This window comes from Rhodovulum iodosum (assembly GCF_041020385.1).
Classification (GTDB): Bacteria; Pseudomonadota; Alphaproteobacteria; order Rhodobacterales; family Rhodobacteraceae; genus Rhodovulum; species Rhodovulum iodosum.
Genome location: NZ_JBEHHI010000001.1, coordinates 1,114,429 through 1,128,860, shown reverse-complemented (window position 1 = coordinate 1,128,860; position 14,432 = coordinate 1,114,429). Strand labels below are relative to the sequence as shown.

The window sequence follows — 14,432 nt, the reverse complement described above, 5'->3', positions numbered from 1 at the left end:
TTGTGAACGGCAAGCGGGCCCAGGCCACGCTCGCCCATCGGGCTCAATGCCCGCATCTGCGGCCAAGATAACCGTCGGCCGCTGCCCTCAGCGTCGCTTCGGGTCGGCCGGGTAGACGCCCAGAAGCGCCATGTGCGAGGTGAAATAGTTCAGCTCTTCGAGCGCCAGCCGCACGTTGCGGTCGTCGGGGTGGCCTTCGATATCGGCATAGAACTGGGTGGCGGCGAAGGTGCCGTCGACCATGTAGCTTTCCAGCTTGGTCATGTTTACGCCGTTCGTCGCAAAGCCCCCCATCGCCTTGTAGAGCGCGGCGGGGATGTTGCGCACCCGGAAGACGAAGGTCGTCATCATCCCGGCCTTGCCGCGGCGCTTGAGGTCCATCTCGCGCGACATGATCAGAAAGCGCGTGGTGTTCTTGTCGTGGTCCTCGATATGGCGGGCCAGCACGTTCAGGCCGTAGATCTCGCCTGCCAGTTCCGAGGCCAGCGCAGCTTGGGACGGATCGCACAGATCGGCGATATGCTTGGCCGAGCCGGCCGTGTCGGCGGCGCTGACGGGTTGGATGCCGTATTCGCGCAGGAAATCGCGGCACTGGCCCAGCAGCACCGTGTGGCTGAGCGCACTGTGCACGTCCGACAGCCGCGCGCCGGGCACGCCGAGCAGGTTGATATGCACCCGCACGAAGGCCTCGTCGATGATATGCAGCCCGGAATCGGGCAATAGCTGGTGGATGTCGGCGACGCGTCCGTAGGTGGTATTTTCCACCGGCAGCATCGCCAGATCGGCCGCGCCCTTGCGGACGGTTTCGATCACATCTTCGAAGGTTCGGCAGGGGATCGCCTCGTGATCGGGCCGCGCCTCGCAGCAGGCCTGGTGCGAATAAGCGCCGGGCTCTCCCTGAAAGGCGATGCGTCCGGTCATGTTTCCCCCCTTGCTGTCGGCCGCACCCGGAGGCGCATCGGCCGGGTAAGTACACCTTGCCAAGTCGAAGGGGAAGCGCATAGGTATTACCCGGGAAAAGACGCCAACGGGAACGCGACATGTTCGACACAATGACCTTGACGAAGGTCGTGGGGGCCTTCTGCGGGGCACTGCTGATCTTTCTGCTGACAAGCTGGGCCTCGGACGGGCTTTACCACGTTGGCGGGCACGGCCACGAAGAGCCGGTTTATCCGATCCTTGCCGAAGACGACGGGGCTGAAGAGGCCGCCGAACCTGTCGAAGAGGTGCCGATGGCAGAGCTGCTGGCCGCGGGCGACGCCGGCGCAGGCGCTCGGGTTTTCGGCAAGTGCAAGGCCTGCCACAAGCTGGAAGAAGGCGCCAACGCCGTCGGACCGTCGCTTTACGGCGTCGTGGGCCGCGCGGTGGGCTCGATCTCGGGCTTCAACTATTCCGGCGCGCTCGACGGCACGGCCGAGGCCTGGACCCCTGAAGAACTGTACGCGTTCCTCGAAAACCCCAAGGCCTATGCGCCGGGCACGTCGATGAGCTTTGCCGGGCTGCAAAAGCCCGAGGACCGCGCCGACGTGATCGCCTATCTTCAGGCCGAGGGCAGCTGATCCTCCGGACGCGTTGAAACGGGGGCGCGCCCGGCGGGCGCCGCCCTTTTGCGGGCCTGCTCGCGCTTCGCTCACATATTCTCAACTTGAACACTCGACCTCGCGCTCTTTAGCTTACATCCCAAGGAAGGCCGGGCATTCGCCCCGGCAGATACAGGGGAGTGACGCCATGAAAGAGTGCCGTTCGGCCCGCGCCGCCGCGATGAGCCTGCCCGACATCAGGCCATGGACCGTTCTGGGGGCGCTGTTGCTGGCGCTCTGGGCGTCGGTGGCGGTTGCACAGGATGGCGTGACACGGGCGCACGGCATCTCCACCTTCGGCGATCTGGCATACCCGGCCGATTTCGCCCATCTCGACTACGTCAATCCCGACGCGCCCAAAGGCGGCGAGATCTCGGTCTGGGCCTTCGGATCGTTCGACTCGATGCATCCCTACACCACCAAGGGCCGTGCCGGCGGGCTGGCCACGGTGTTCTTCGAGTCGCTTCTGTCGGGCACCGCCGACGAGGTGGGCGCGGCCTATGGCCTGCTGGCCGAGGCGGTCGAATACCCCGATGACCGGTCCTGGGCGATCTTCGACATCCGCCCCGAGGCGCGGTTTTCCGACGGCAGCCCGCTGACCGCCGAGGACGTGGTGTTTTCCTTCGAGCTGTTCCGCGACAAGGGCCTGCCCAGTTTCCGCGTGCAACTGCGCGGCCAGGTGGAGCGCGCCGAGGCGCTGGACGAGCACCGGGTGAAATTCACCTTTGCCGACGGCGTGCCCACCCGCGACCTGCCGCAACTGGTCGGCAGCCTTCCGATCTTTTCCAAGGCCCATTACCTGGACAGCGGCCGCGACTTCGAGGAAAGCAGCCTTGAGCCGCTCCTCGGCTCGGGGCCCTACGTCTTGCAGGAGCTCGACGTTGGCCAGACCATCGTCTACGCCCGCGACCCCGATTACTGGGGCGCCGATCTGCCGATCAATGTCGGGCGCAGCAATTTCGACCGCATCCGCATCGAGTATTACGCCGACTACAACGCCGCCTTCGAGGGCTTCAAGGGCGGCACCTACAGCTTCCGCAACGAGGCGTCGTCAAAGAGCTGGGCCACCGGGTACGAATTCCCCGCGGTGCAAGAGGGCTGGGTGCAACGGGTGTCGCTGCCCGATGGCAGCCTTGCCACAGGGCAAAGCTTCGTCTTCAACCTGCGCCGGCCCCAGTTGCAGGACCCGCGGGTGCGCGAGGCGATCGGGCTGATGTTCAATTTCGAATGGTCCAACGAAAAGCTGTTTTACGGTCTCTACGAGCGCATCCATTCCTTCTGGGAAAACAGCCACCTTGCCGCCGAGGGCGTGCCCGGCGAGGCGGAGATCGCGATTTTGCAGCCGCTGGTGGCCGAGGGTCTGCTGCCTGAGACGATCCTGACGGAACCGGCGGTGATGGCGCCGGAATCGGGCGACCGGCAGCTCGACCGCCGCAATCTGCGCAAGGCGTCGGCGCTGCTCGAAGAGGCCGGCTGGGTGGTTGGCGACGACGGGATGCGCCGCAAGGACGGCAAGACCCTCAAGGTCGAGTTCCTCAACGACAGCCAAACCTTCGACCGGGTGATCAACCCCTATGTGGAAAACCTGCAAAGGATCGGCATCGACGCGGTGCATACACGGGTGGACAACGCCCAGGCGACCAACCGCGAACGGTCCTACGATTTCGACATCGTCACGACGCAATTCCCGATGGATTACGTTCCCGGCTCTGGTCTGCGCCAGTATTTCGGGTCGGAAACCGCCGATAGCTCTGTCTTCAACCTGATGGGGTTGAAGGACCCGGCGGTGGACCGGCTGATCGACACGGTGCTCGATGCGACCAGCGACGAAGAGCTGACCGTCTCGGTCAAGGCGCTCGACCGGGTGCTGCGGTCCAAACGCTTCTGGGTGCCGCAATGGTTCAAGGATACGCACACCGTCGCCTATTACGACATGTACGAGCATCCCGAGCCCCTGCCGCCCTACGCGCTGGGAAATCTCGATTTCTGGTGGTACAACGCGGAAAAGGCCAAAGACCTAAGGGCCGCCGGCGCGATCCGGTAGAAAAGCGAGCAGAACACACCCCATGGGCGCCTATATCCTTCGGCGATTGCTGCTGATTATCCCCACGCTCCTGGGGATCATGATCATCAATTTCACGCTCACCCAGTTCGTGCCGGGCGGTCCGATCGAACAGATCATTGCCCAGCTCGAGGGCGAGGGCGACGTGTTTCAGGGCATCGCCGGCGGCGGCGACGTGGGCGAGACCATCCAGGCCGGCGATAGCGATTACGTGGGCGCCCGCGGCCTGCCGCCCGAGTTCATCGAAGAGCTCGAGCGCGAGTTCGGCTTTGACAAGCCCCCGTTGCAGCGGTTCCTCAACATGATCTGGAACTACGCCCGCTTCGATTTCGGCGAGAGCTATTTCCGCTCGATCTCGGTGGTCGACCTGGTGCTGGAAAAGATGCCGGTCTCGATCACGCTGGGGCTGTGGTCGACGCTGATCGCCTATCTTGTCTCGATCCCGCTGGGCATCCGAAAGGCGGTGAAGGACGGCTCGCCCTTCGACACCTGGACAAGCGGCGCGATCATCGTGGGCTACGCGATCCCCGGCTTTCTGTTCGCGGTGCTGCTGCTGGTGGTGTTTGCCGGCGGGTCGTACCTGCAATGGTTCCCGCTGCGGGGGCTGGCGTCGGACAACTTCGACGATCTCAGCCTTCTGGGCAAGATCGGCGATTATTTCTGGCACATCACGCTTCCGGTGCTGGCCTCGACGATCTCCAGCTTTGCCACGCTGACGCTTCTGACCAAGAATTCGTTCCTGGACGAGATCAAGAAGCAGTACGTCATCACCGCAAAGGCCAAGGGGCTGGGCGAGGGGGCGGTGCTTTACGGCCATGTCTTTCGCAACGCGATGCTGATCATCATCGCGGGCTTTCCCGGCCTTTTCATCAGTGTTTTCTTCGGCTCGTCGATCATTATCGAGACGATCTTTTCGCTCGACGGGCTGGGGCGGCTGGGCTTCGAGGCGGCGGTGGCGCGCGATTACCCGGTGATCTTCGCCACGCTTTACGTGTTCGGCCTGATCGGGCTGCTTGTCGGGCTGTTGTCCGACCTGATGTATGTGCTGGTCGACCCCCGGATCGATTTCGAAAGCCGGGAGACCTGAGCGCATGTTCACCCTCTCGCCCCTCAACCAGCGCCGCTGGCGCAATTTCAAGCGCAACCGCCGCGCCTACTGGTCGCTGATCATCTTTTCCATCCTCTTCGGCCTGTCGCTTTTCGCCGAGGTGATCGCCAATGACAGGCCGATCTACGTGCAGTATCGCGGCGAGAGCTTCTTTCCGATCTACAGTTTCTACCCGGAAACCGCCTTTGGCGGCGACCTGCGCACAGAGGCCGTCTACCGCGACGTCGAGGTGCAATGCCTGATCGTCACCGGTGGCGTGCTGGATTGCTGGGACTATCCCGAAGAGCTGATCGAGGATGCCGAGGACGGGGTAATCGACGGCGAGGAAATCGAGAAGGGCCGCCTCATATGGCCGCCGATCCCCTACAGCTATTCCACCGTCAACGACATCGAGGGCACCGCGCCCTCGCCGCCCGATGACGAGCATTTGCTGGGCACCGACGACACCGCGCGCGACGTGGTGGCGCGGGTGATCTACGGCTTCCGCCTGTCGATCCTGTTCACGCTGATGGTCACCACCATCGCCTCGCTGATCGGGGTGGTCGCCGGGGCCGTGCAAGGCTTTTTCGGCGGCTGGGTCGACCTTGTGTTCCAGCGCGTCATCGAGATCTGGACCTCTACCCCGCAGCTTTACATCATCATCATTCTCTTCGCCGTGCTGGGGCGAAGTTTCTGGCTGCTGGTGTTTCTGACCGCGCTCTTCGGCTGGCCGGCGCTGGTGGGCGTGGTGCGGGCAGAGTTTCTGCGCGCGCGCAATTTCGAATACGTGCGCGCGGCACGGGCGCTGGGTGTTTCCAACTGGACCATCATGTTCCGCCACATGCTGCCCAACGCCATGGTGGCCACGCTGACCCTGCTGCCCTTCATCATCACCGGCACCATCGGTACGCTGGCCAGCCTCGACTTTCTCGGCTTTGGCCTGCCCTCTTCGGCGCCGTCGCTGGGCGAGCTGACCCTTCAGGCCAAGCAGAACCTCCAGGCGCCCTGGCTGGCCTTCACCGCGTTCTTCACCTTCGCCATCATGCTGTCGCTTCTGGTGTTCATCTTCGAGGGCGTGCGCGATGCCTTCGACCCGAGGAAGACGTTCCAATGAGCGCGGTTCTGAAGGTCGATAACCTCTCGGTCAGCTTCCGGCAGGACGGGCGGGACATGCCCGCGGTCAAGGGCGTCAGCTTCGAGGTGGGGCGCGGCGAGACCGTGGCGCTGGTGGGCGAATCCGGCTCGGGCAAGTCGGTCACGGCGCTTTCTACCGTGTCGCTGCTGCCGGGCAGCGCGACTGTCACAGGCTCGATCACCTACGAGGGTGAAGAGATGATCGGCGCCTCCGAGGCACGGCTCAGGGATGTGCGGGGCGACGATATCAGCTTCATCTTCCAGGAGCCGATGACCTCGCTCAACCCGCTGCACACCCTGCAAAAGCAGCTGGGCGAAAGCCTGGCTCTGCACCAGGGGCTGACCGGTTCGGCCGCGCAGGCGCGCATTCTGGAACTGCTGCACAAGGTCGGCATCCGCGACCCAGAAAGCCGGCTGAACGCCTATCCGCACCAGTTGTCTGGCGGCCAGCGGCAGCGGGTGATGATCGCCATGGCGCTGGCCAACGGCCCTGACCTCCTGATCGCAGACGAACCCACCACCGCGCTGGACGTGACCATCGAGGCGCAGATCCTCGAACTGCTGGCCGAGCTCAAGCGCGAAGAGAACATGAGCCTGCTTTTCATTACCCACGATCTGGGCGTCGTGCGCCGCATCGCCGACAAGGTCTGCGTGATGAAGGATGGCGAGATCGTCGAAAGCGGACCGACCGAGACGATATTCCAGACCCCCCAGCACCCCTACACCAAAATGCTGTTGGCGGCCGAGGCGGTGGGCGGGCCCGACGCGGTCAAGCCCGACGCACCCGAGATCGTGACGACCGAGGGTCTGCGCGTCTGGTTTCCCATTCAAAAGGGTCTCTTGCGGCGCACGGTGGGCCACGTGAAGGCGGTGAACGACGCCGACATCTCGGTACATGCGGGCGAGACGCTGGGGGTTGTGGGCGAATCCGGTTCCGGCAAGACGACGCTGGCGCTGGCGATCATGCGCCTTCTGTCCTCCGACGGGCGCATCGTGTTCCAGGGCCGCGACATCCAGGGGTGGAAGTCGCGCCAGCTCAGGCCGCTGCGCCGCGACATGCAGATCGTGTTTCAGGACCCTTACGGCAGTCTCAGCCCGCGCATGACGGTCGAACAGATCGTGGCCGAGGGTCTGGGCGTGCACGGGGTCGAACCGGGGCATTCCAAGCGCGAGGAGGTCGCGCAGATGCTGACCGAGGTCGGCCTCGCCCCCGAGATGATGCACCGCTACCCGCACGAATTTTCGGGCGGCCAGCGCCAGCGTATCGCCATCGCCCGCGCGATGATCCTGCGCCCGCGGCTGCTGGTGCTGGACGAGCCGACCTCGGCGCTGGACATGACGGTGCAGGTTCAGATCGTCGAGCTGTTGCGCGATCTTCAGCGGAAATACGACCTGGCCTATCTCTTTATCAGCCACGATTTGCGCGTGGTGCGCGCGCTCAGCCACAAGATGGTCGTGATGCGTCAGGGGGATATCGTCGAATCCGGCTCGGCGGACGAGATATTCGACGCGCCGAAAACCGAATACACCCGCACATTGATGCAGGCTGCCTTTGGCGTGCCCGGGGCTGCCCCAGCCCCGGGCGCCGCCTGAGGATCAGATCGCCGAGCTGTGCCCGGCCTTCGACAGGTCGTACGCGTCGAAGCCCCGTGCGATCATTCGCGTGAGTGGCCGGCCCGCCTCGGGGATGGAAAGGCCGTCGTTGGTCACGTCCACGAAGCCGGGGAAGGCGTCGGCCACCTCCTGGAACATCGCGTTCAGATCGGGCTTGGAGATCCCGAACGTCTCGGTGATCTCGGCGGTGTCGATGCGGAACTCGCACATCAACTGCTCGATCATCCGCGCCCGCATGTTGTCTTCATGGGTGAAGACATGGCCGCGGCCGGTGGCAAAGCGCCCGTCGCGGATGCGCGCGGTGTAGTCGGATGTCCCGCTGAGGTTTTGGGCGTAGCCCTGCGGAAACTTCGAGATCGACGAGGCGCCGAGGCCGATAAGCGCCGGCGCGGTGTCGTCGGTGTAGCCCTGGAAGTTGCGGCGCAATTCGCCCGCATCCAGCGCCACCGCCAGCCCGTCCTCGGGGCGCGAGAAGTGGTCGATGCCGATCTCGCGGTAGCCGTCCCACAAGAACAGCTTCTTGGCGGTCTCGTAGAGCTTGAGCCGCGTCTCGGGGCTGGGCAGTGCCTCGGCCGGGATCATCGACTGGCGCCGCGCCATCCACGGCACATGCGCATAGCCGTAGAGCGCCACCCGGTCTGGCGAGAGCGACAGCAGCTTCTGCACCGATTCCGCGATCCGCTCGTTCGACTGGTGCGGCAGGCCGTAGAGGATATCGGCATTCAGGCTGTCGATGCCCTTGGCGCGGATCATGTCGACCGCGTCGCGCGTCACGTCATAGCTCTGGATCCGCCCGATGACCGACTGGATTTGCGGATCGAAGTCCTGGATGCCGATCGAGGCGCGGTTCATCCCCGCGCCGGCCAGCACGTCGAGCCGGGCCTCGTCGATCTCGTTGGGATCGATCTCGACCGAGAATTCGCCCTCTTCGTGCATCGGCGCGATGGCGAAAATCGATTCGGTCAGCTCCTGCATCATGTCGGCCGCCAACAGCGTCGGCGTGCCCCCGCCCCAGTGCAGGCGCGACAATGTCACGCCCTCGGGCAGCCGGCGGCCCAGCATCGCGATCTCGGATTTCAGCGTATCGAGATAGGCGCGAACCGGCGCGTCCGAGCGGGTGCCCTGCGTGCGGCAGGCGCAGAACCAGCACAGCCGGCGGCAGAACGGCACATGGATATACAGCGATATCCGCGAACCGGGTGCGATCTGGTCGACCCACCCGGTGAAGTCTCCGTCATCTACCGATGCCGAGAAATGTGGTGCCGTTGGGTAACTGGTGTACCGTGGCACGCGCGCATCGAATAGACCGAGACGCGTGAGTTGCGATTCGGTGCTCATTGTTCTACGTTTAGCCGACCAACGGATCGCAACCTTGATCGAAGTCAAAACACCGGCGCCATGGCTCTGAGCGAACCCTTCATTAAGAATCATGACTGCGCCGATTGTCCCATTCGACATCGCGCCGTCTGCGCGCGTTGCGAAACCGACGAATTGCGCGAACTTGAGGAAATGAAGTTCTACCGGACCTTCGAGGCCGGCCAGACCGTGATCTGGTCGGGCGACCGGATGGATTTCGTCGCCTCTGTGGTCGAAGGAATCGCCACCCTGAGCCAGACCATGGAAGATGGTCGCACCCAGATGGTGGGCCTGTTGTTGCCGTCGGATTTCGTCGGCCGGCCGGGGCGCGAGATCGCCGCCTACGACGTGATCGCGACCACCACGCTGACCATGTGCTGCTTTCGCAAGAAGCCGTTCGAAGAGATGATGGCGCACACCCCCCATATCGGCCAGCGGCTTTTGGAGATGACGCTGGACGAACTGGATGCGGCGCGCGAATGGATGCTGCTGCTGGGGCGCAAGACCGCGCGCGAAAAGATCGCCAGCCTGCTGGCGATCATCGCGCGCCGCGACGCCTCGCTCAAGCTTGCGACCACGCGCCGCAAGATCGTGTTCGACCTGCCGCTTACGCGCGAGGCGATGGCCGATTACCTCGGGCTCACGCTTGAAACCGTCAGCCGGCAGATCTCGGCGCTCAAACGCGACGGGGTGATCGTGCTGGAGGGCAAGCGCCACGTCACCGTCCCCGATTTCGACCGCCTGCTGGGCGAAACCGGCGACGACGCCGACGGCGGTCTGCCGACCTGATCGCCGGCGCCCCGCCGCGGGCAAGGCGCCGGGGGCGTCAGTGGGCCATCAGCACCGGCACTTCGGTAAATTCCAGCATGTGACGGGTCGCGCCGCCGAGGATCGCCTCGCGGAACCGCGAATGGCCGTAGGCGCCCATCACGATCAGGTCCGCCTCGATGTCCTGCGCGTGGCGGCGCAGCACGTCGGACACGCGGGGCATGGTCTTGGCCAGAACAGAAATTTCCGCCTTGACCCCGTGCCGCGACAGCATTTGCGACAGCGCGCCGCCCGGGTCCGACCGGTCGGCGCCGTGCTGGGGCGGGTCGATCACCGCGATGTTCACCGCCTCGGCGGCTTTCAGCAGAGGCCGGGACTGCTTGATCGCGGCCAGCGACTCGGCGCTCATGTTCCACGCGACGACGATCTTCTGGCCGATATTGGCGGTGTCAGAGCCCTCGGGGACGATCAGAAGCGGCGCGTGCCCATCGAACAACACCGCCTCGACCGCGGCCTCGTCCTCGATCCCGCGGCCTTCGCCGTAGGGGCGCGGCATCACCACAAGATCGGAAAACCGCGAACGCTGAGCCACCAGATGGCTGAGACCCGCGATCTGCGCTACCGCGGCCTCGCACGCCCACGCGATGCCTTCGTGATCGAGCCGCGCCTTGACCGCGGTCTCCATCGCTTCAGAATCCTCCTGAGCCTTTTGCAGGGTCTCCTGCTGAATGAAGGCGTTGGTGCCGGCGTAGTAGTATCCGGTCTGGGTGCGATCGACGCCCAGGCACAATACGTCGAGATGCGCGTCCTCGCGCCGGGCGAGGGTTATCGCCGGCTCCAACGCCGATTCCTTGAGATCGGTATCGGTGAGGATGGTGAGAATGGTCTTGTACTCCACGAAAGGGCCTCCTTCCCGTCGGGGTGACGTCACCCGGCACAGTAGGGCTATGAGGATTCGCGGGGCTTTGACCTTGATCAACTTCGTTTTGGAACTATTCCAGCAAGGCTTGACTTGGATCAATGCGCATTTCTGCATACGATTGGATACGTCACGGTGTCGTGAGGGAGTCGGCCGAGTGCATTCGGCTCTGAAGTACAAAGGGATACTCCGAAATGTGGGACTACGCTAAGGTCGCCATGTTCGGCGTGATCGCGGTTTGCGCCGCAATCGCTGCGAACTATGCGCGCGACATGGCCTACCTCGTGCATGCGTTGATCATCATGCTCGTCGCGGCCGGTATGATGGTTTACACGCTGCGCCGCATGGGCGAAGCCAAGCCGGTCGTCGATACGACCGCCTATATGGACGACGTCATCCGCGCAGGCGTCATTGCCACGGCCTTTTGGGGCGTGGTGGGCTTTATCGCGGGCACGTTCATCGCCAGCCAGCTGGCCTTTCCTCAGCTCAATTTCGAATGGGCGCAGGGCTATGCCAACTTTGGGCGCCTGCGGCCGCTGCACACGTCGGCGGTGATTTTTGCCTTTGGTGGCAATGCGTTGATCGCAACCTCTTTCTACGTGGTCCAGCGAACGTCGGCCGCGCGCCTGTGGGGCGGGAACGCGGGATGGTTCGTGTTCTGGGGCTATCAGCTGTTCATCGTCCTTGCGGCCACCGGCTATCTGCTGGGCGCGACCCAGTCCAAGGAATACGCCGAGCCCGAATGGTATGTCGACTGGTGGCTGACCATCGTCTGGGTCGTCTACCTCGCGGTGTTCTTCGGCACGATCCTGAAGCGCAAGGAAAAGCACATCTACGTCGCCAACTGGTTCTACCTCAGCTTCATCGTGACCATCGCGATGCTGCACGTGGTCAACAACCTCAGCATTCCGGTGTCGCTCTTCGGCTCCAAGTCTGTGCAGCTCTTCGCCGGCGTGCAGGATGCCATGACCCAGTGGTGGTACGGCCATAACGCGGTGGGTTTCTTCCTGACCGCGGGCTTCCTGGGGATGATGTACTACTTCGTGCCGAAACAGGCGGAACGCCCGGTCTACAGCTACAAGCTGTCGATCATCCACTTCTGGGCGCTGATCTTCCTCTATATCTGGGCCGGTCCGCACCACCTGCACTACACCGCGCTGCCCGACTGGGCCTCGACGCTGGGGATGGTGTTCTCGATCATGCTATGGATGCCCTCGTGGGGCGGCATGATCAACGGCCTGATGACGCTGTCGGGCGCCTGGGACAAGCTCAGGACCGACCCGATCATCCGGATGATGGTGGTCTCGATCGGCTTCTACGGCATGTCGACCTTCGAAGGTCCGATGATGTCGATCAAGGCGGTCAATTCGCTGTCGCATTACACCGACTGGACGATCGGCCACGTGCATTCCGGTGCTCTGGGCTGGAACGGCATGATCACCTTCGGTGCGCTCTACTTCCTGGCCCCGCGGCTTTGGAACAAGGAGCGGCTCTACTCCTCCGCGATGGTATCCTGGCACTTCTGGCTGGCCACGATCGGCATCGTTCTCTACGCGGCGTCGATGTGGGTGACCGGCATCATGGAAGGCCTGATGTGGCGTGAAGTCGACGCCCAGGGCTTCCTGGTGAACAGCTTTGCCGACACCGTGGACGCCAAGTTCCCGATGTACGTGGTTCGCGCCGCGGGCGGGGCGATGTACGTCACCGGCGCGCTGATCATGTGCTACAACCTCTGGAAAACCGCGACATCCTCGCCCGCCCGCCAGGCGGCGCCCGTCGCGGCTCCGGCTGAATAAGGAGCCGAGCAATGGCAATTCTCGATAAACACAAGATCCTAGAGAAGAACGCCTCGCTGCTTCTGGTGTTCAGCTTCCTGGTTGTCACCGTCGGCGGTCTGGTCGAGATCGCGCCGCTCTTCTACCTCGAAAACACGATCGAGGAGGTCGAGGGCGTGCGGCCCTACTCGCCGATGGAGTTGGCCGGGCGCGACGTTTACATCCGCGAAGGGTGCTATGTCTGCCACAGCCAGATGGTGCGCCCGATGCGCGACGAGGTGGAGCGCTACGGCCACTACTCTCTCGCGGCGGAGTCGATGTACGACCATCCGTTCCAATGGGGGTCCAAGCGGACGGGGCCGGACCTTGCCCGCCTGGGCGGGCGGTATTCGGATGACTGGCACGTGCAGCACCTGCGCGACCCGCAATCGGTGGTGCCCGAGTCGGTCATGCCGAAATACGCCTTCCTCGAAAACCGGATGCTCGACGGCGAATACATCGGGGACCTGATGCGCACCCACGTGATGGTGGGCGTGCCCTATACCGAGGAGATGCTGGAAAACGCCAGGACGGATTTCCAGGCCCAGATCGACCCCTTCGCCGATGGCGTGGACGGTCTGCTCGAACGGTACCCGGGCGCGCAGGTGCGCAACTTCGACGGAAATGACGGCATCTCGGAGATGGACGCGCTGATTGCCTATCTGCAGATGCTGGGGACGCTGGTCGACTTTTCGACCTTCGAGCCTGACGCGAGCCGGTAAGAGGACGCAATGGACACATATTCCGCCATGCGCCACTTCGCCGACAGCTGGGCGTTGCTGGCCCTGACGGTGTTCTTCGTGGGCGTGGTTGTCTGGGTGTTCCGCCCGGGCAGCACGCCCCAACACCGGGACAGTGCGAACATCCCCTTCCGTCACGACGACAAACCCGCCCGCACCGAGACGACCCATGACGGTGCGACTTCCAACAAGGAGGCGCGGAAATGAGCGCGAACGACAAAAGAGACCCGGACGAGGTGGAAACCACCGGCCACCAATGGGACGGGATCGAGGAGTACAACAATCCGCTGCCGCGCTGGTGGCTGTGGACCTTCTACGCCTGCATCCTTTACGCGCTGGTCTACATGGTGCTTTACCCGGCCTGGCCGCTGGTCAAGAGCGCGACACCGGGCCTTCTGGGCTACTCGACCCGTGAAAACGTGGAAAAGGAAATCCAGAAAGTCGCCGAAATGAACGCCGATCTCGTCGCCCAGCTGGAGTCGGTCGAGCTCGACATGGAAGCGATCCGTGCCGACGATGCGCTTTACAATTACGCCGTCCAGGGCGGCGACGCGGTGTTCAAGACCTATTGCGCGCAATGCCACGGCTCAGGCGCGGCCGGTGTTCAGGCCTCGGGCTATCCCAGCCTGATCGACCCCGACTGGCTGTGGGGCGGCACGCTTGAGGAGATCTACTACACGGTCACCCACGGCATCCGGAACGAAGACGACCCTGACGCGCGCTGGTCGCAGATGCCGGCCTTCGGCGACGACTACCTGACCGACGAGGAAATCGACTCGGTCGTGCAGTATGTCCGGCAAATTTCGGGGCAGGAACACGATGCCGCATTGGCAAGCGCCGGAGAAACGGTATTCCTCGATAACTGTGCAGCCTGCCACATGGAGGACGGCACTGGAGACCGCTATCAGGGCGCCCCGAACCTGACCGATGCGATCTGGCTATACGGGGGCGATGTCGAAACGCTGACCGAGACGGTCCGGTATGCGCGTTTCGGGATCATGCCCTCGCACGCCGAGCGTCTGTCCGAGGCCGAGCGCCGAGCGGTTGCAGTGTACGTTCATACCCGTGGCGGCGGCGAGTGACACAACGACTTCCGGGGGCCGCAAGGCCCCCGGTCGATGGCACCGGCCCCCGTCCTGTTCGCGCGTTTCCAAGGGGGTCGGTGTCTATCTATACTTATTCTAAGTCGCCCGTCCAGCCCAAGCTGCCCATACCCCTTTTCCCGAAGCGTCCCGCCGCGATATGTGATCGGCCCGCCGCTTTCATTCCCGCCGGGTGCGGTCTATCACCACACCATGCGTCACACAGCGCGGCCCTGGCGCCCGGGGCCGGCCGACCAGTCCCGATCCTGAACGGAG

General features: G+C 63.8%; 13 protein-coding genes. 10 read left to right on the top strand and 3 right to left on the bottom strand.

What is annotated here, in order from left to right; genetic code table 11:
• Window positions 1-87 precede the first annotated feature (87 nt).
• Entirely contained in the window at window positions 88-921 is an 834-nt protein-coding gene (locus Ga0609869_RS05505; RefSeq protein ID WP_125405844.1) for a prephenate dehydratase, read from the bottom strand.
• Between the two features lie 119 nt (window positions 922-1,040).
• Here Ga0609869_RS05505 and Ga0609869_RS05500 point away from each other — a divergent pair, with 119 nt between their 5' ends.
• From Ga0609869_RS05500 to Ga0609869_RS05480, 5 genes are all read left to right on the top strand, one after another.
• Window positions 1,041-1,559, top strand: a complete 519-nt coding sequence (locus Ga0609869_RS05500; RefSeq protein ID WP_125405847.1) for a c-type cytochrome — start codon at window positions 1,041-1,043, stop codon at window positions 1,557-1,559.
• Between the two features lie 169 nt (window positions 1,560-1,728).
• A complete protein-coding gene (locus Ga0609869_RS05495) occupies window positions 1,729-3,624 on the top strand; it encodes an extracellular solute-binding protein (RefSeq protein WP_245972290.1) in 1,896 nt (631 codons plus the stop codon).
• Window positions 3,625-3,646: 22 nt separating this feature from the next.
• On the top strand, window positions 3,647-4,729 hold the full coding sequence (locus Ga0609869_RS05490; RefSeq protein WP_125405850.1) for a microcin C ABC transporter permease YejB: 1,083 nt from the start codon (window positions 3,647-3,649) through the stop codon (window positions 4,727-4,729).
• Between the two features lie 4 nt (window positions 4,730-4,733).
• Complete coding sequence (locus tag Ga0609869_RS05485; RefSeq protein WP_125405853.1) at window positions 4,734-5,843, top strand: ABC transporter permease; 1,110 nt, start codon at window positions 4,734-4,736, stop codon at window positions 5,841-5,843.
• The gene (locus Ga0609869_RS05480) at window positions 5,840-7,456 is read left to right on the top strand and encodes an ABC transporter ATP-binding protein (protein ID WP_125405856.1); all 1,617 of its coding nucleotides are present in this window, start codon (window positions 5,840-5,842) and stop codon (window positions 7,454-7,456) included. The genes Ga0609869_RS05485 and Ga0609869_RS05480 overlap by 4 nt, the downstream gene beginning before the upstream one ends.
• A 3-nt stretch (window positions 7,457-7,459) precedes the next feature.
• Here Ga0609869_RS05480 and hemN read toward each other — a convergent pair whose 3' ends face one another.
• Complete coding sequence (gene hemN / locus Ga0609869_RS05475; RefSeq protein WP_125405859.1) at window positions 7,460-8,815, bottom strand: oxygen-independent coproporphyrinogen III oxidase; 1,356 nt, start codon at window positions 8,813-8,815, stop codon at window positions 7,460-7,462.
• Between the two features lie 60 nt (window positions 8,816-8,875).
• Here hemN and fnrL point away from each other — a divergent pair, with 60 nt between their 5' ends.
• Entirely contained in the window at window positions 8,876-9,622 is a 747-nt protein-coding gene (fnrL, locus tag Ga0609869_RS05470; RefSeq protein ID WP_125405863.1) for a transcriptional regulator FnrL, read from the top strand.
• Window positions 9,623-9,659: 37 nt separating this feature from the next.
• On the opposite strand, the gene Ga0609869_RS05465 is transcribed toward fnrL, so the two are convergent.
• Window positions 9,660-10,499 (bottom strand): universal stress protein, encoded by an 840-nt coding sequence (locus Ga0609869_RS05465; protein ID WP_125405866.1) that lies wholly within the window; start codon window positions 10,497-10,499, stop codon window positions 9,660-9,662.
• 215 nt (window positions 10,500-10,714) lie between these two features.
• On the opposite strand from Ga0609869_RS05465, the gene ccoN reads away from it, so the two are divergent.
• The 4 genes from ccoN to ccoP are packed head-to-tail and all read left to right on the top strand — an operon-like array spanning window position 10,715 to window position 14,156.
• Window positions 10,715-12,316, top strand: a complete 1,602-nt coding sequence (ccoN, locus tag Ga0609869_RS05460) for a cytochrome-c oxidase, cbb3-type subunit I (protein WP_125405869.1) — start codon at window positions 10,715-10,717, stop codon at window positions 12,314-12,316.
• 11 nt (window positions 12,317-12,327) lie between these two features.
• On the top strand, window positions 12,328-13,056 hold the full coding sequence (gene ccoO, locus Ga0609869_RS05455) for a cytochrome-c oxidase, cbb3-type subunit II (protein WP_125405872.1): 729 nt from the start codon (window positions 12,328-12,330) through the stop codon (window positions 13,054-13,056).
• A 9-nt stretch (window positions 13,057-13,065) separates the two neighbouring features.
• Entirely contained in the window at window positions 13,066-13,281 is a 216-nt protein-coding gene (locus tag Ga0609869_RS05450; protein ID WP_125405875.1) for a cbb3-type cytochrome c oxidase subunit 3, read from the top strand.
• Complete coding sequence (gene ccoP / locus Ga0609869_RS05445) at window positions 13,278-14,156, top strand: cytochrome-c oxidase, cbb3-type subunit III (protein ID WP_125405878.1); 879 nt, start codon at window positions 13,278-13,280, stop codon at window positions 14,154-14,156. Before Ga0609869_RS05450 ends, ccoP begins: the two co-directional genes overlap by 4 nt.
• The last annotated feature ends 276 nt before the right edge of the window (window positions 14,157-14,432 follow it).